Here is a 15805-nt window from a genome sequence, read left to right as displayed (position 1 = left end):
CGCCGACTGGATCGCCACCCGCGGCTACACCGCCACCGCCTGACCACACCCAACACCACGAAGGGCCGACCCCACCCAGGGGTCGGCCCTTCGTCGTCCCCACCCCCACCCCCGGTTCCCGCCACCGCACAGGACCGCACCGCACCGCACCCGGGACTGGCGTCGTAACCGGACGAACCGACAGCGCACCAGTCGTTGGCCGGTCCCGCCGCAGCCCGGTGATGATCGGCAGGACAGGGCCTAGGTGCAGGTCAGGCGAGGGTCAGGGTTTCGAATCCGTTACCTGGGAGCGCCACGCAGGTGTTGACACCTACTGGCGACCCGACGTAGCGTCGCCCGAAAGTTGTACATGGTTGTCCATAGACAAGAGGCAGGCATGAAGATTGCGGTGATTGGCAGCTACGGCGCCGGGCTCACCATGCGGGTGCCGCGGGCACCAGTCGCTGGCGAGACCCTCTCCGGCGGCCGATTCGCCTCCGGGCACGGCGGCAAGGGATCGAATCAGGCCGTGGCCGCAGCGCGCCTCGGCGCCGAGGTCAGCTTCCTGACCGCGATCGGTCGGGACCAGTTCGGTGACGCGGCTCGCCGCCTGTGGGACGACGAGGGGGTGGACGCCAGCGCAGTCCGCACCACCGACGCCGCCACCATGGTCGGCTTCATCCTCGTGGACGACGAGGGCGAGAACCGGATCACCATCGCGCCGGGTGCCCTCGACGAGCTCACCCCGGCCGACGTCGACCGGTTCGCCTACCGCATCGCCGAGGCCGACCTGGTCGTCGTCAGCCTGGAGATCCCGCTGCCGATCGCGCTAGCCGCGCTGCGTACTGCCCGGGCGCACGGGGTCCGCACGCTGCTCAACCCGGCCCCGGCCGTGGCTCTGCCCGATGAGGCGTGGGAGTGGATCGACGTGCTCACCCCCAACGCCAGCGAGGCACGGGTGCTCACCGGCCTGGACCCGACCGAGGTCGCCAGCGCCGAAGACATCGTGCAGCTGTTGCGGACCCGCTACTGCGGCGTCGTCGTACTGACCCTCGGTGCCGACGGCGCCCTCGTGGACTCCGGCGGGCACCAGACCCGGGTCGCGCCGGTCGCCGCACCACGGGTCGTCGACACCACAGGTGCGGGCGACGCCTTCACCGCAGCACTCGCTGTCGCCCTGACCCGGGGTGACGACCTCATCGAGGCGGTCCGGTACGCCGCCGCGGCCGGCGCCCATGCCGTCGGAGTCGCCGAGGTCATACCCGCCCTTCCCGGCCCGGACGATGTCGCGGCCCTGTTGAGGAGATGAGAGAGATGGCCCAGATGACCGCGCAGGCGGCACCGCCGGAGGTGTCCGTCGCCCCCCACCGCCCTTCGCCGCTACAACGTTTCCTGCACGCCCGCGAGGCGAGTACCTTCCTCGCTCTGATCGTGCTGTTCGCGTTGGGCAGCACGCTCGCCCCGGGCTTCCTCGGCACCGACAACTTCCTCACCGTCGGACAGCAGATCGCCCAGATCGGCATCATGGCGATCGGGGTCACCTTCGTCATCATCAACGCGGAGATCGACCTCTCCGTCGGCTCGATCTACGGGCTCGGCGCCGTCGTCGCCGGCCTGCTGATGACCTCGGACATCGCCTGGCCCCTCGCCGCCCTCGGCGGGGTGGCCGCCGGTGCGGTCGCCGGCATGCTCAACGGCCTGATGACCGTGGGCTTCGGGATCCCGTCCTTCATCGTCACCCTCGGCACTCTGAGCGTGTACCGGGGCGTCACCCTGCTGCTCAGCGGCGGCTCGCCGATCTCACTGTCCAGCAGCGACCCGAACGTGGCCGAGTTCAACCTGCTCGGGCAGGGTGAGCTGTTCGGCCTCCTCCCCATGCAGCTGGTCATCTTCGCGCTGGTCGCCGTGCTCGGCGCGATCGTGCTGTCCCGCTCCCGGTACGGCTTCAACACGTACGCGGTCGGTGGCAGCGCCGAAGCCGCCCGGCTCTGCGGTATCAACACCGGCCGCGTGAAGATCGTCGCCTTCACCATCTCGGGCACCCTCGCCGGCCTCGCTGGCGTGCTCGGCCTGTCCTTCCTGTCCTACGTGCAGGGCGTCACCGGTACCGGGATGGAACTCGTGGCCATCTCCGCAGTGATCATCGGTGGCGCGGCGTTGTTCGGTGGTTCCGGCACGATGCTCGGCACCGTCATCGGCGTGGCGTTCATCGGCGTCCTGCAGAACATCCTCAACCTGCGCGGCATCTCCTCGTTCTGGCAGACCGTCGCGACCGGCGCGGTGATCATCCTCGCCGTGGCGGCCGACACCTGGCTGCGCAAACGCTCCGGACGGCGCTGACCCGGCGTCCGCTCGACAGTCGGGTGCGCAACGCACCATCCCATCTCACCCCAAGGAGCCACCCCGATGAGACTCACCCTTGCCCGCCGGGCCGCGGTCGCCGCGACCCTCGGCCTGACCCTCGTGGCGAGCGCGGCCTGCGGCGCGGTCACCTCCGCCAACGACGACTCCGCCGACAGCGGCGGGTTCCAGCTCGCCGATCACATCTCCGAGGCTGTCGAGCAGGGCGACCAGCTCAAGATCCGGCTCAGCTACCACGACCCGTCCCTGGCTTTCGCCGTGCCGATCCGGGAGGGCATGGAACGCGCCGCCAAGGAGTTGGGCGTCGACGCGCAGATGATCGGACCCACCGGTGGCAGCGCCGCCGACCAGGTCGCCGAACTGCAAACTCTGATCAACCAGAAGCAGATCCACGGTCTGGCGGTCTCGTCGGCCAGCAACGATGCGCTGAAGCCGGTCATCGCCCAGGCGTACGACGCGGGAATCCCGATCATCTCGTTCAACACGAACAACCCGGAGTCCAAGCAGATGGGCTTCGTCGGCCAGGATCTGGTCGCCTCCGGTGAGTCCCTGGCCAAGGAACTGCTCGGCGTGCTCGACGGCGAGACGGGCAAGGTCGTGGTGGTCTCCGTCGACTCCGGCGCGGGTTGGTCCAACGACCGCTTCTCCGGCTTCGAGTCGGGCCTGAAGGACTCCGGCATCGAGATCGTCGGCCCGGTGAACACCGGTAACGAACCGAGCGCGGCGTACAACACGATCGAGTCGACGATGGCCGCCCAGAAGGACGCCATCGCGCTGGTCTCCCTCGACTGCTGCAGCTTCACCGCCGGTGCCAAGTGGCTCGAGCAGTCCGGCAACGCGGAGAAGATCCACGCTGTCGGCTTCGACGTGCAGCCCCAGACCGTGGAGTACCTCAAGGCCGGCGTGGTCGACCTGACCATCAGCCAGGGCCCGGCCGAGCAGGGCTACCAAGCCGTCAAGCTGCTCGCCGACCACCTCAAGAACGGCACCGAGATCACCGACGTGGACACCGGCGCGCTCGTGGTCACTCCCGAGAACGTGGCCTCGGTGCCGGTGGAGGGCTGACCCATGACCAGCCCGGCCACGATCGCCGCCCCGCCGACCCCCGCCGTCGAGGTGACCGGCCTGTCACGGCACTTCGGTCCTGTCCACGCTCTCCAGGATGTCTCCCTGAGCGTGCCGGCCGGCAGCCTCACCGCCGTCATGGGCGAGAACGGTGCCGGCAAGTCGACGCTGATGAAGATCCTGGCCGGGCTGGACAGCCCCACCGCCGGCACGGTACGGGTCGACGGCGACGAAGTCCGCCGGTTCGATCCGGCCACCCTGCTGAGCCGGCACCGGGTGGCCCTGGTGCCGCAGGAACTCGCCCTCGCCCCGGACCGCACGGTCGCCGAGAACATCATGCTCGGCGTCGAACCCGGCTCCCGAGCCTTCCCGGATCCCCGCCGAATGGACGAGCAGGCCGCCGCCCTGCTGGCACGTCTGGGCGTACAGGTGGATCCCCGCCGCACCGTGGGTCGGCTGGACGCCGCCACCCAGCAGCTCGTGGTCGTCGCCCGCTCGCTCGCCAGGCAGGCACGGCTGGTCATCCTCGACGAGCCGACCTCGATCCTCTCTCCCGCCGAGTCCGAGCGGCTGTTCGAGGTGATCGCTTCGCTGCGGGCCGACGGCGTGACGATGCTCTACGTCTCGCATCGGATGCCCGAGGTGTTCGCCCTGTCGCAGCACATCCACGTGCTGCGCGACGGGCGGCACGTGGCGCAGTGGCCCACCGCCGAGGTCACCCCGGATCAGGTGGTGGCGGCGATGGTGGGCCGGGAACTGGCCGGAGAGTTCGGCCGACACGAGCCAACCGCGCCCGCCACCACCGCTACCCCACGGTTGCGCCTGCGCGGCGTCTCCGGCGCGGGCTACACCGCGGTCGACCTTGACCTCGCGCCCGGCGAGGTGGTGGGCGTGGCGGGGCTGCCCGACAGCGGCCGGATCGAGTTGCTGCGGGGGATCTTCGGCGCCGACCCCGTCGACGACGGCGAACTGGCGCTGGACGGGAAGCCCTTCGTCGCCCGGTCGCCTCGCGACGCCATCGACGCTCAGGTGGCGTACCTGCCCGGCGAGCGGCGCCAGCAGGGGATCCTGCCGACGATGAGCGTGGCCGACAACGTCAACGCCCTGACGTTGCGCCGCCGCCAGTGGTTCGGTCTACTGCGGCGGCGGGCCCTGCGTGGCGACGCCCAGGCGCGTTCCCGCGAGCTGCGAGTCAAGACCGCGACGGTCACCCAGGGCATCACTCAGCTCTCCGGCGGCAACCAGCAGAAGGCCCTGCTGGCCCGCTGGTTGTCGATCGATCCCCGCCTGATGCTGCTGGACGAGCCCACCCGGGGCGTCGACGTCGGGGCGAAGGCAGAGATCTACCGGCTCTTCCGGACGCTGGCCGAGGACGGGGTCGCCATCCTCGTCTCGTCGTCCGACCTGCCCGAACTGCTGACCGTCAGCGACCGGATCGCCGTCATGGCCGCCGGACGCGTGGTCGGCGTCATTCCCGCCGCCGAAGCCACCGAGGAGAAGGTCATGGCGCTGGCCACCGGCGCGCACACCATGAAGGAGACGACATGAAACGTACGGGCGTACTCAACGCCGAACTGTCCGGGGTGCTGGCCACTCTCGGCCACACCGACCTGCTGCTGGTGGTCGACGCCGGCTTCCCCATCCCGCGTACGGCCCACCGCGTCGACCTGGCCATCGCCGAGGACCTGCCTTCGCTCACCACCGTGCTCGACCTGGTCGCCGACGAGATCATCGTGGAGGGCGTGGTCGTCGCCGAGGACGTCACCACCCACAACAATCCGCTCGCGGACTGGCTGGGGCAGCGCTTCCCGGGCGTGCCGCTGAGCACCCGTCAGCATGCCGAGATGCTCGGTGAGCTGGCCGGACAGGCCAAGGCGATCGTCCGTACCGGAGCCTTCAACCCGTGGGGAAACGTCGGCCTGATCTGTGGCGTGGACGTTCCGCGCTGGTTCGACGAGCCCGGAGTCATCGTGCCCGACTACTACCGGGACCGGATGTAGCGGCGCGCCCTGCGCCACGAGTACCACATTGGAGAAGAACGTGAGCACTGCCATCCTGGCCGACACCGTCGCCCCCGCCGCGTTGGCCCCGTACATCCAGCACACTCTCATCGAGGTCGGCGTCACCCGCGACCGGATCGTGGCCCACGCGGAGGAGGCCGCCCGGTACGGCTTCAACGCCGCGATGGTCCCCGGCTCGTGGGTACCGGAGGTCGCCGAGGTGCTACGCGGCACCGGCATCGAGGTCGCCTCAGCCCTGGACTTTCCCTCTGTCGGGGTGACCACCAGCGCCGGCAAGGCCGCCGAGGCGGAGAGCCTGGTACGGTCCGGTGCCACCCAGATCGACATCGGGGTGCAGATCGGCTGGCTCAAGAGCGGGCGGTACGACGCGTTCCGCGACGACATCGCGGGCGTGGTCCGCGCCGCGGGTGTGCCGATCAAGGTGATGCTCGAACTGCCGTTGCTCACCCCGGCCGAACGGGACATCGCCGTGGACCTGGCCGTGGAGGCCGGTGCGGCCGTACTCAAGAACGCCAGCAGCGGTGCCGTGGAGGTGGCCAACCCGGACAGCATTGCCTACCTGGTGGCGCGGGCGCCGCAGGGCGTGACGGTCAAGGCGTCCGGATCCATCAAGTCGTTCGATCAGGCGGTCGCGCTGCTGCGGGCGGGTGCGGTGCTGCTCGGCACCAGCGCCGGGGTGGCTATCGTCACCGACGCGACCGACGATCAGACGACAAGCTACTGAGCCGCCGCCGCCCCTCGGCCCGAGCGACCGCACCACGGTCGGCGTCGAGGGGCGACGGCCCCAGGGTGGAAGGTGACATGTCCGACCAGTTGCATGCGGCCGGGGCGTCCGAGCAGCTCGACCGGGACGCGCCGGTGCCCCTGCACGCCCAGGTGTCGGAGCAGATCCGAGCCCGGATCCTGTCCGCCGAGTGGCCGCCGCACTACCGGCTACGCAGCGAACCGGAGCTGGCGACCGAACTCGGCATCTCCCGTGGCACCCTGCGTCGAGCGCTGTCCACGCTGATCCGCGACGGCCTGCTGGTGCAGGTACGCGGTCGCGGCACCTTCGTCACCTCCACCGCGATCGAACCGTCGATCGCCCAGAAGCTGACCACCCTGTCCGAGGACTTCGCCCGGCAGGGAGTCGCCGTCACCACGCAGGTGATCTCCGGGGAGGTCATGCCCGCGCCGTCGCCGGTGGCGGCCCTGCTCGACCTTCGACCAGGTCAGTCGGTGCTTCGGTTGGAACGACTGAGGTCCATCACCGCAGGCCCGGTCGCCTGGTTGGTCAACTACGTACGCGTGGACCTGGCGCCCGGTCTGGAGCACGCCGACCTGGCTGACCGCTCCCTGTTCGGGCTGCTGGAGAACGACTACGGGCTCAAGATCAGCACCGGCCGGCGTACCTTCACCGCGACGGCCGCCTCCGGTCGGACCGCAGCGGCGCTGGAGGTACCGGAGAACTTTCCGCTGCTCTACCTCGAACAGATCACCTATCTCGATGACGGCCGGCCGATCGAGTACTCGGACGTGTGGATCCACAGCGAGCGGATGCGCGTCACGTCGCTGCTGTCCCGCCGCTGACCGGCCGGGCGGCCGGGTCAGCCGCCGGAGTCGTCCAGCTCGGCGCCCTCCGGAACGGTGTCGTCGTCGCGGCTGGCCAGCCAACCGTCGGGCAGGAAGACCTTGCCCGGTGAGTTGGTACGACCGCGCGGCTGCCCCAGCGTCTCCACGGGGAAGGGTGCCGCCGGGTCGAGCTTGCCGAGCAGGTCGTCGAGCTGGGCCAGGCTGTCGATCATCGCCAGCGAACGGCGCAGCTCGCTGCCGACCGGGAAGCCCTTGAGGTACCAGGCGACGTGCTTGCGGAAGTCGGTGCAGCCGTCCCGTTCACCACGAGCCGGGTTGCGGGCACCGGCGGTGAACTGCTCGACCAGCAGCTCGGCGTGCCGGCGCATGGTCACCGCCACCTCGCCGAGGGTGGGCAGCCGACGCTGCGGCGAGCCGTCGAACGCGGCCTCCAGGTCGGCGAAGAGCCACGGCCGGCCCAGGCACCCACGGCCGATGACCACGCCGTCGACCCCGGTGTGCGCCACCATCCGCAGCGCGTCGTCGGCCTCCCAGATGTCGCCGTTGCCGAGCACCGGCACGTCGAGCGCCTGCTTGAGGGCGGCGATGGCGTCCCAGTCCGCCGTGCCCGAGTACCGCTGGGCGGCCGTACGCCCGTGCAGGGCGACCGCGGCGACGCCGGCCTCCTGGGCGGCGAGCCCCGCTTCGACGTACGTCAGGTGGTCGTCGTCGATGCCCTTGCGCATCTTGACCGTGACCGGCACCCCGGCGGGTGACGCGGCGTCCACCGCGGCCCGCACCAGGCGGGCGAAGAGCCGCCGCCGCCAGGGCAGCGCCGCGCCGCCACCGCGCCGGGTCACCTTGGGCACCGGGCAGCCGAAGTTGAGGTCGATGTGATCGGCGAGGTCCCGTTCGACCACGATCCGCACGGCGGCTGCGGTGGTCTCCGGGTCGGTGCCGTAAAGCTGGAGGCTGCGTGGGCGCTCGTCGGCCCCGAACGCGATCATCCGCAGCGTCTTCGGGTTCCGTTCGACCAGGGCGACCGTCGTGATCATCTCGCAGACGTAGATGCCGCCGCCCTGCTCCCGACAGAGCTGCCGAAAGCCGACGTTTGTGATGCCGGCCATCGGGGCGAGCACCACCGGGGGCCAGACCTGGTGCGGCCCGATGCTCAGCGACGGCCGGCCGGCGGCGGGCGGGAGGGCGGTTTCCACCGCTCAAGGGTACGGGGACCGTGGTCAGCGCCGCCGCCACGGCCACCGGCGGCCGCCGCCACCGGACGCCTGCCGGACCAGCGCCTCCGCCGCCCGCAGCTTCTGCTGGATCTCCGTCCCGCCCACACCCAGCATGTCGGTCAGCAGGATGCCCTGCTTGACCACCAACCTGGCACGCTCGACGTCGCCGATGGCCACCAGGGCGTGCGCGTAGATCGAGTACGTGTTGGCCAGCTCCCAGATGGTGATCGGTTGCTGCGGGTCGAGCGCCTTCAGCCGCAGTTCCATCGCCCGCGAGCCGGCCAGCGCCGCTTCCTGAGCATCGGACTCCGCACCCTGCTGCTGGTGGCGGTGCAGCAGAGCGTTCGCATAGTTGTGGTAGGCGGTGGCCATCGCCGCACGGGTGCGCGGCCCCGCGCCAGGCGGCGGACCGGCGGTGTGCAGACCGATCTCGGTTGCCTTCTCCAGCAACTTCAGCCGGACCTCCGGGCTGCCGGCCACGAACGCCGACTCGCCGGAGTCCACCATCGCGGTGATCAGCTCACCAAGCGCCTCGTCCCGGCGCGGCTGGGTCGGATCCGGATGCTCCGCCGCCACCGCCTGATGGATTTCCGCGAACAGCGTGACGGCCTGGTGGCCCGACTCCTTCGCCCGGTCGTGGCGATCCATAGCGGCCAACACCATGCTGTGCCGCCACAGGGCCCGGGCCAGCTGACGCTGATCGTGCCGGTCGACCTGGCCGCCCGCGACGGCCTGCCGGTACGCCTCGATGACCCGCACCCAGAGCGCGTCCGCCTGCTCCCAGCCCGCCGGCCGGGTGGAGTACTCCCGCGCCCGCTCGAAGATCTCCTCGCGTGCTTCCGGCTCCACGTCGTTGGCCCTTCGTCGTCTCCGTGCGGATACGCCCGCCTGAAGACATCATTGGCCATGGATGCCAGTCAGCTCGCCGCGCCGCCCGGCCCGGGCCGCCGAGTTGGACCGGCACGCCCGGGCGGCGTCGAGGATCAGCAGCCGGGGAGGTGCTCGATGAGGTAGCGCTCGACCTGGTCCAGGCCGATCCGTTCCTGGGTCATGGTGTCCCGGTTGCGCACGGTCACCGCGTTGTCGTCAAGCGTGTCGAAGTCGACGGTGACGCAGAACGGGGTGCCGATCTCGTCCTGCCGGCGGTAGCGGCGACCGATGGCCTGCGAGTCGTCGAACTCGACCACCCAGCGCTTGCGCAGGTCGGCGGCGAGCTGCTTCGCCTTCGGTGAGAGCGCCTCGTTACGCGACAACGGCAGCACCGCCACCTTGACCGGGGCCAGTCGCGGGTCGAAGCGCATCACGGTGCGCTTGTCGACACCGCCCTTGGTGTTCGGCGCCTCGTCCTCGTCGTACGCCTCCAGCAGGAAGGCCAGCACCGCGCGGGTGAGGCCGGCGGCCGGCTCGATCACGTACGGGATCCACCGCTCCTGCTTGGTCTGGTCGAAGTACGACAGGTCGACGCCGGAGTGCTTGCTGTGCGTGGACAGGTCGAAGTCGGTGCGGTTGGCGATGCCCTCCAACTCGGCGAACTCGGTGCCACCGAACTGGAACCGGTACTCGATGTCGACGGTGCGCTTCGAGTAGTGGGAGAGCTTCTCCTTGGGGTGCTCGTAGAAGCGCAGGTTGTCCTCCGACAGACCGAGGTCGAGGTACCAGTTCCAGCGCTCGGCGAGCCAGTACTCGTGCCACTGCTCGTCGGTGCCCGGCTCGACGAAGAACTCCATCTCCATCTGCTCGAACTCCCGGGTACGGAAGATGAAGTTGCCCGGGGTGATCTCGTTGCGGAACGATTTGCCGGTCTGCGCGATGCCGAACGGCGGCTTCTTACGGGCGACCGTCTCCACGTTGCGGTAGTTGACGAAGATGCCCTGGGCCGTCTCCGGCCGCAGGTAGTGCATACCCTCGTCGCTCTCCACCGGGCCGAGGTAGGTCTTCATCAGACCGTTGAACATCCGCGGCTCGGTGAAGGTGCCCTTGTTACCGCAGTTGGGGCAGTTCAGCTCGGCAAGCGAGGTCGGCGGGCGGCCGTGCTTGGCCTCGTACGCCTCCTCAAGATGGTCGGCGCGGAACCGCTTGTGGCAGGACTGGCACTCGGTCAGCGGGTCGACGAACGCCTCCAGGTGCCCCGAAGCGGCCCACACGTCCCGCGCGAGGATCACCGCGGAGTCCAGCCCCACCACGTCGTCGCGCTGCTGGACCATGGTCTTCCACCACTGCCGGCGGACGTTCTCCTTGAGTTCCACGCCGAGCGGACCGTAGTCCCACGCCGACCGGGTGCCCCCGTAGATCTCGCTGGAGGGGAAGACGAAGCCCCGGCGCTTGGCGAGGCTGACGACGGCGTCGATACGGTCGGCTGGCATTTTTCCTCCTACGCCGACTGGCGGTCGGCGGGGACGTGACGGGCGGCGGGACGGTTCGGGACCACGGTACGACCGGTGCGGTCCCGAACCCAGCACATTACCTGCGGCCGGTCAGTTGACTCCGCACACCTCCATGCCACCGGTCTGCGGATCCTGCGCGAGCACGACCTGCTGGCGTTCCTGGCCGCCGCCGCGGTAGGTCACCTCCACCGGCACGGTGAGCGTGGTGGTGTCCACGTCGCCGACCCGGTAGGAGGAGATCTGCGGCTCAGCGGCGGAGCGGCGCTCGAACTCCTGCCGGGACTCGCGCCGCCGGGCGTCCTCACAGAGCTGGTCGTACGCCTGGCCGTAGTCACCGTTGGAAAGCGCCCGGTAGTAGTCGCCGGAGACCGTTCGGCCCTGCTCCTCGATCGCCTGCACCCCGCTGACCAGCAGGCCGACCACCGCCGTGCCGCCACCACCGCAACAGAGCAGCAGGGCCAGCGCCCCCGCGCCGAGACCGAGCCAGAGCCGGGACCGACGTCCCTCGGTCGGCGGCGCCGCGAACGGCGGCGCCACTCCCGGCCCGGGCGGCGGCACCGGTGCGCCCGAGTCCGGGCCCGGCGGCGTCGGTACGGGCGGCAGCTGGCCCCCGGCCGGCGCGCCGGGCGGGAACTGGCCCCCGGTCGGCGAGGTGGGCTGGAACTGCCCCACCGACGGCGAGCCGGGCGGCTGGTGGCCTGCCGGCGAGGCGTCAGCACCGGACGACGGGCCCTCGGTGTTGGCGGGCGACCCCGCGGCGCCGGACGACGGCCCAGGGTTGGCCGGCGAGGTTGGGTCGATGGACGGTGATCCGGCGGAGCCGAAGGCGGGCGTCGGGCCGGTGCCGTCGTCGAGTGACGGTCCGGATGCGGCCGGCGGCGCGCCGCTTTCGCCGGGGACCTGGGGTCCCTGCTGGCCGGGCAGCGATGGGTCTGGTGGTGGGGCTGCCGGTCCGGGAGCGGTCATAGGAGCCAGCGTAGTGCCCGGCCACTCAGCGGTAAGGACCCGCAGCCCGGTCGCTGGCGGCCGTGACCACGTCCCCGCCCGGGGCGGCGGTCGCCAACGGCTCGTACGCGGACGGCTCGTCGACACTCTCGGCGAGCAGCGGCACCGCCGTGATCTTCACGTCGAACCCGCCGAGGGCGCGGCGGTAGGTGCCCACCGACTCCCACTCGGTGACCAGGCACCAGTGGCGAGGGTCGTCAAGCGCCCGGACCAGCTGTCCGCGCTGGTAGCCGGGCCGGGCGGCGAGCGCGGCGAGAGCGGCATGGGCCCGGGCGGTGAACGCTTCCGCGACGTCCTCGTCGACCACGAACCGGTTGGTCACCAGCACCGGATTCTCCTCCTCGTAGAGTCTGTGGGATGCAGCGTACGCAGCCTGGAATCGCCGGCCGACTGGCCCGGACAAACCCCACGACGGTGTTCCTGGTCACCCTCCTCCTCGCCCTGGTCGCGTTCTTCACTCCGGGTGTGATCGGCGGGCTGTTGACGCTGCTGCTGGCCGGCGCGCTGGCGGCCCTGCTGGTGACCACCTGGTCGGTGCAGACGCCGCAGACCAGGGCGATCCGGCTGATCATGCTGACCCTGCTGGTCACGGCCAGTCTGGTGAAGCTGCTCTGACATGCAATCATGCGTTTTTGACAATCATTGTCGTTGTCGCGGACAGTCGATGACATGACCTTCCGCACCGCCCCGCGCGCCCTGGCCACCGCCACGGCCGCCCTGCTCGCCCTGACCGGCGTCACCGCCTGTTCGAACGACGACAGCCCGGCCGGCGCCGACCCGCAGCGGGTCGACGTGGTGGCCGGTTTCTACCCGTTGCAGTTCCTCGCCGAGCGGGTCGGCGGCGACGACGTGGCCGTGACCAACCTGGCCCGCCCCGGTGCCGAGCCGCACGACCTGGAGCTGAACCCGGGTCAGGTGGGCCAGATCAGCGAGGCGGAGCTGGTCCTGTTCCTGCACGGCTTCCAACCCGCCGTGGACGAGGCGGTCGAACAGCAAGCCGGTGACCGCGCCTTCGACGTGGCGACCGTGGAACCGCTGCTGGACGCCACCGCCGGTGGCCACGACCACGACCACGAAGGCGAGGAGGAGCACGCCGAGGAGGAGCACGCGGAGGAGGCGTCCGACGGCGCCAAGGACCCGCACGTCTGGCTCGACCCGACCCGGCTGGCCACCATCGGCGACAAGCTCGCCGAACGGCTCGGCGCGGTCGACCCGGACCGGGCCGGCGAATACACCCAGCGGGCCGCCACCCTGCGCACCGAACTGGAGCAGCTCGACACCGAATTCACCGAGGGGCTGAAGACCTGCCAGCGCCGGGAGATCGTGGTCAGCCACACCGCGTTCGGCTACCTGACGCAGAAGTACCAGCTGGAGCAGATCGGCATCAGCGGGCTCACCCCGGAGGACGAGCCCTCTCCGCAGCGGCTGGCGGCGGTGGCCGAGGAGGCCCGGGAGCACCAGGCCACCACGATCTTCTTCGAGACGCTGGTCAGTCCGAAGGTGGCCGAGACCATCGCCCGTGAGGTCGGCGCTCAGACCGCGGTGCTGGATCCGATCGAGGGCCTGTCAGCCGAGGGCGGCGGGGACTACCTTTCGGTGATGCGTACCAACCTGCAGACCCTGAGGACGGCGTTGAGCTGCTCGTGACACCTGACGTCATCACCGTCACGCACGGGGTGGTCGGCTACGACGGCCGCCCCGTGCTTCGTGACGTCTCGCTTACCGTTACCGCCGGCGAGGTGGTCGCGATCCTCGGCGCCAACGGCTCCGGCAAGTCCACCCTGATCCGCGCCATTCTCGGGCTGGTCCCGCTGAGCGCGGGCACCGTGACCCTCTTCGGCCGACCGGTCCGCCGGTTCCGCCAGTGGCACCGCGTCGGGTACGTCCCCCAGCGCCTCGGCGCCGGCAGCGGCGTGCCGGCCACCGTCGCCGAGGTGGTCGCCGCCGGGCGGCTGGCCCGCCGGGGAATCCTGCGCCCACCCGGGCGCGCCGACCGGGAGGCCGTCGCCCAGGCGCTGCACGCCGTCGGCCTGGCCGACCGGGCGAAGGATCCGGTCAGCACCCTCTCCGGGGGGCAGCAGCAGCGCACGCTGATCGCCCGGGCCCTGGCCGGGCAGCCCGAGCTGCTGATCCTCGACGAGCCGACGGCCGGCGTGGACGCGGCCAGCCAGGAGGCGTTCGCCGGGGCGCTGCGCGACTTCACCGTCGGCGGAGGCACCGTACTGCTCGTCGCCCACGAACTGGGTCCGCTGCGCCCGGTGATCGGCCGGGCGATCGTCGTACACCAGGGGTTCGTGGCACACGACGGCGCCGTGCCGGAGCCGGCCGGGCACCACGCGGCACCGGACCACGACCACGTGCATCCGCACGGTCCCGAGGAGCCCGCCGGGCTGTGGAGCGCACGATGAGCCTCTTCCAGTACGAGTACATGCAGCTTGCGCTGGTCAGCGCTCTGATCATCGGGCTGACCGCGCCCGCGCTCGGCATCTATCTGGTGCAGCGGCGGCTGGCGCTGATCGGGGACGGCATCGGGCACGTCGCACTGACCGGGGTCGGTGCCGGCCTACTCTTCCAAACCTCCCCCGTGATCATGGCCGTGATCGCGGCCACCATCGGCGCGGTCGTCATCGAGCTGATCCGCGAACGCGGCCGTACCTCCGGCGACCTGGCCCTCGCGCTGCTCTTCTACGGCGGCATCGCCGGCGGGGTGGTGCTGGTCGGGCTCTCCGACAGCACCAGCTCCAATCTCAACGCGTACCTGTTCGGCGCGTTGAGCACGGCGTCCCGGGCGGATGTCGCCACCATCGCGGTGCTCGGTACGGCCGTGCTGATCGCGATGATCGGGCTGCGGCCGGCGCTGTTCGCCGTCTGTCACGACGAGGAGTACGCCCGGGTCTCCGGTCTGCCGGTACGCACACTCAACCTGCTGCTCGCGATCACCACAGCGATCACGGTGACGATCGCCATGCGCGCGGTCGGCGTACTGCTGATCAGCGCGCTGATGGTCGTCCCGGTGGCCACCGCGCAGCAGGTCACCCGGGGCTTCCGCAGCACGATGGCGGCAGCGATGGCGTTGGGCCTGTTCGCCGGCGGGGCGGGCATCTGGATGGCGGCGGTCGCCGACACCGCGCCCGGCGCCTCGGTGGTGGTGCTCGCGATCGCCTCGTTCGTGGTGGTCACCCTGCTGGCCGCCGCCTGGCGCCGGCTCCGGCGGGCCCGACCCCAGCCCGCACCGGCTCCGGAGCCCCACGAGGTGGTGCTCGGCGGGTCCTGATCACGAGCGGCGCGCCGGTATTGGTTACCGTTGCAGGGTGACCAGCGGATCGGGCTATGACGCGTACGAGGGTGCCAGCGAGTTGCTGCGCGCCCTCTCGGCACCGATCCGGCTGGCCATCGTCAGCGAGCTGGCCGGTGGCGAGCGCTGCGTGCACGAGCTGGTGGACAAGCTCGGCGTGGCTCAGCCGCTGGTCTCCCAGCACCTGAGGGTGCTCCGTGGGGCGGGCGTGGTCCGGGGCTCCCGGCGGGGGCGGGAGATCGCGTACACCCTGGTCGACGAGCACGTCGCGCACATCGTGGCCGACGCGGTCAGCCACGCCGGGGAGGGATCATGAGCGAGCGAATCATCAGGCTCAGTGCGAACGTGCCTCATGACGGCACGCAGCGAAGCGGAGTGACGTCATGAGCGACAGTGGTACGGCCGTTCGCAACACCCGTCAGCGTTCGGCGGTAAGCGCGCTGCTCGCCGAGACGGAGGGCTTCCACAGCGCCCAGGAACTGCACGCGATGCTGCGCGATCGTGGCGAGCGGGTCGGGTTGACCACTGTCTACCGGACGTTGCAGGGGCTGGCCGACGCGGGTGAGATCGACGTGATGCGCCCACCGGGCGGCGAGCACCTGTACCGCCGGTGCAGCGAGGGGCATCACCACCACCTGGTCTGCCGGTCCTGCGGCCGTACGGTCGAGGTGGCCGGCCCGACTGTGGAAACCTGGGCCGACCGGGTCGCCGCCCAGCACGGCTTCACCGACGTCAGCCACACCCTGGAGATCTTCGGCACCTGCCCCACCTGCGCCCACTAACCCACCCAACCCCACCCCACCCCACCCCATCGCCCGCCGACGCTTCTATAGGTGGGCCGGTTCCGGGAGGATGCGGTATCGGTAGGGTTCGACGTCGGTGATCTACGAGTGACTCATGCAAGATCTG

The 15805-nt window shown here is 70.7% G+C and carries 18 protein-coding genes; 13 read left to right on the top strand and 5 right to left on the bottom strand.

What is annotated here, in order from left to right:
• The first annotated feature begins 376 nt into the window (after window positions 1-376).
• From AB0J93_RS29980 to AB0J93_RS29950, 7 genes are all read left to right on the top strand, one after another.
• Entirely contained in the window at window positions 377-1288 is a 912-nt protein-coding gene (locus tag AB0J93_RS29980) for a ribokinase (protein ID WP_363925714.1), read from the top strand.
• Window positions 1289-1293: 5 nt separating this feature from the next.
• Entirely contained in the window at window positions 1294-2319 is a 1026-nt protein-coding gene (locus AB0J93_RS29975; RefSeq protein WP_363925713.1) for an ABC transporter permease, read from the top strand.
• Window positions 2320-2385: 66 nt separating this feature from the next.
• Window positions 2386-3405 carry a substrate-binding domain-containing protein gene (locus AB0J93_RS29970; RefSeq protein WP_363925712.1) on the top strand — a complete coding sequence of 340 codons (1020 nt, stop codon included), beginning with the start codon at window positions 2386-2388 and terminating at the stop codon, window positions 3403-3405.
• Window positions 3406-3408: 3 nt separating this feature from the next.
• On the top strand, window positions 3409-4953 hold the full coding sequence (locus AB0J93_RS29965) for a sugar ABC transporter ATP-binding protein (protein ID WP_363925711.1): 1545 nt from the start codon (window positions 3409-3411) through the stop codon (window positions 4951-4953).
• The gene (gene rbsD / locus AB0J93_RS29960; protein ID WP_363925710.1) at window positions 4950-5405 is read left to right on the top strand and encodes a D-ribose pyranase; all 456 of its coding nucleotides are present in this window, start codon (window positions 4950-4952) and stop codon (window positions 5403-5405) included. Before AB0J93_RS29965 ends, rbsD begins: the two co-directional genes overlap by 4 nt.
• 40 nt (window positions 5406-5445) lie before the next feature.
• Window positions 5446-6150, top strand: coding sequence for a deoxyribose-phosphate aldolase (gene deoC, locus AB0J93_RS29955; RefSeq protein ID WP_363925709.1), 705 nt, complete (start codon window positions 5446-5448; stop codon window positions 6148-6150).
• 77 nt (window positions 6151-6227) lie between these two features.
• On the top strand, window positions 6228-6995 hold the full coding sequence (locus AB0J93_RS29950; protein ID WP_363925708.1) for a GntR family transcriptional regulator: 768 nt from the start codon (window positions 6228-6230) through the stop codon (window positions 6993-6995).
• A gap of 17 nt (window positions 6996-7012) precedes the next feature.
• On the opposite strand, the gene dusB is transcribed toward AB0J93_RS29950, so the two are convergent.
• The 5 genes from dusB to AB0J93_RS29925 form a co-directional block, all read right to left on the bottom strand.
• The gene (gene dusB / locus AB0J93_RS29945; protein WP_363925707.1) at window positions 7013-8191 is read right to left on the bottom strand and encodes a tRNA dihydrouridine synthase DusB; all 1179 of its coding nucleotides are present in this window, start codon (window positions 8189-8191) and stop codon (window positions 7013-7015) included.
• 24 nt (window positions 8192-8215) lie between these two features.
• On the bottom strand, window positions 8216-9061 hold the full coding sequence (locus AB0J93_RS29940) for a hypothetical protein (RefSeq protein ID WP_363925706.1): 846 nt from the start codon (window positions 9059-9061) through the stop codon (window positions 8216-8218).
• Between the two features lie 134 nt (window positions 9062-9195).
• Entirely contained in the window at window positions 9196-10575 is a 1380-nt protein-coding gene (locus AB0J93_RS29935; protein WP_363925705.1) for a glycine--tRNA ligase, read from the bottom strand.
• Between the two features lie 111 nt (window positions 10576-10686).
• Window positions 10687-11154 (bottom strand): hypothetical protein, encoded by a 468-nt coding sequence (locus AB0J93_RS29930; protein ID WP_363925715.1) that lies wholly within the window; start codon window positions 11152-11154, stop codon window positions 10687-10689.
• Window positions 11155-11587: 433 nt separating this feature from the next.
• Window positions 11588-11929: an antibiotic biosynthesis monooxygenase gene (locus AB0J93_RS29925; RefSeq protein ID WP_363925704.1), complete on the bottom strand. Its 342-nt coding sequence runs from the start codon at window positions 11927-11929 to the stop codon at window positions 11588-11590.
• Window positions 11930-11958: 29 nt separating this feature from the next.
• On the opposite strand from AB0J93_RS29925, the gene AB0J93_RS29920 reads away from it, so the two are divergent.
• The 6 genes from AB0J93_RS29920 to AB0J93_RS29895 all read left to right on the top strand — a co-directional run bounded on the left by AB0J93_RS29920 (window position 11959) and on the right by AB0J93_RS29895 (window position 15678).
• Window positions 11959-12216: a hypothetical protein gene (locus AB0J93_RS29920; protein ID WP_363925703.1), complete on the top strand. Its 258-nt coding sequence runs from the start codon at window positions 11959-11961 to the stop codon at window positions 12214-12216.
• A gap of 54 nt (window positions 12217-12270) precedes the next feature.
• Window positions 12271-13248, top strand: a complete 978-nt coding sequence (locus AB0J93_RS29915; RefSeq protein ID WP_363925702.1) for a metal ABC transporter substrate-binding protein — start codon at window positions 12271-12273, stop codon at window positions 13246-13248.
• Complete coding sequence (locus AB0J93_RS29910) at window positions 13245-14009, top strand: ABC transporter ATP-binding protein (RefSeq protein ID WP_363925700.1); 765 nt, start codon at window positions 13245-13247, stop codon at window positions 14007-14009. Before AB0J93_RS29915 ends, AB0J93_RS29910 begins: the two co-directional genes overlap by 4 nt.
• Window positions 14006-14875, top strand: coding sequence for a metal ABC transporter permease (locus AB0J93_RS29905; RefSeq protein WP_363925699.1), 870 nt, complete (start codon window positions 14006-14008; stop codon window positions 14873-14875). Before AB0J93_RS29910 ends, AB0J93_RS29905 begins: the two co-directional genes overlap by 4 nt.
• Before the next feature lie 37 nt (window positions 14876-14912).
• Complete coding sequence (locus tag AB0J93_RS29900; RefSeq protein WP_093407467.1) at window positions 14913-15212, top strand: metalloregulator ArsR/SmtB family transcription factor; 300 nt, start codon at window positions 14913-14915, stop codon at window positions 15210-15212.
• A gap of 67 nt (window positions 15213-15279) precedes the next feature.
• A complete protein-coding gene (locus AB0J93_RS29895; RefSeq protein ID WP_363925698.1) occupies window positions 15280-15678 on the top strand; it encodes a transcriptional repressor in 399 nt (132 codons plus the stop codon).
• Window positions 15679-15805 lie beyond the last annotated feature (127 nt).

Origin of the sequence: Micromonospora sp. NPDC049374 (genome assembly GCF_040677165.1) — a bacterium.
In the GTDB taxonomy this organism is placed as follows: Bacteria; Actinomycetota; Actinomycetes; order Mycobacteriales; family Micromonosporaceae; genus Micromonospora.
This window is presented reverse-complemented; position numbering and strand designations above follow the sequence as displayed.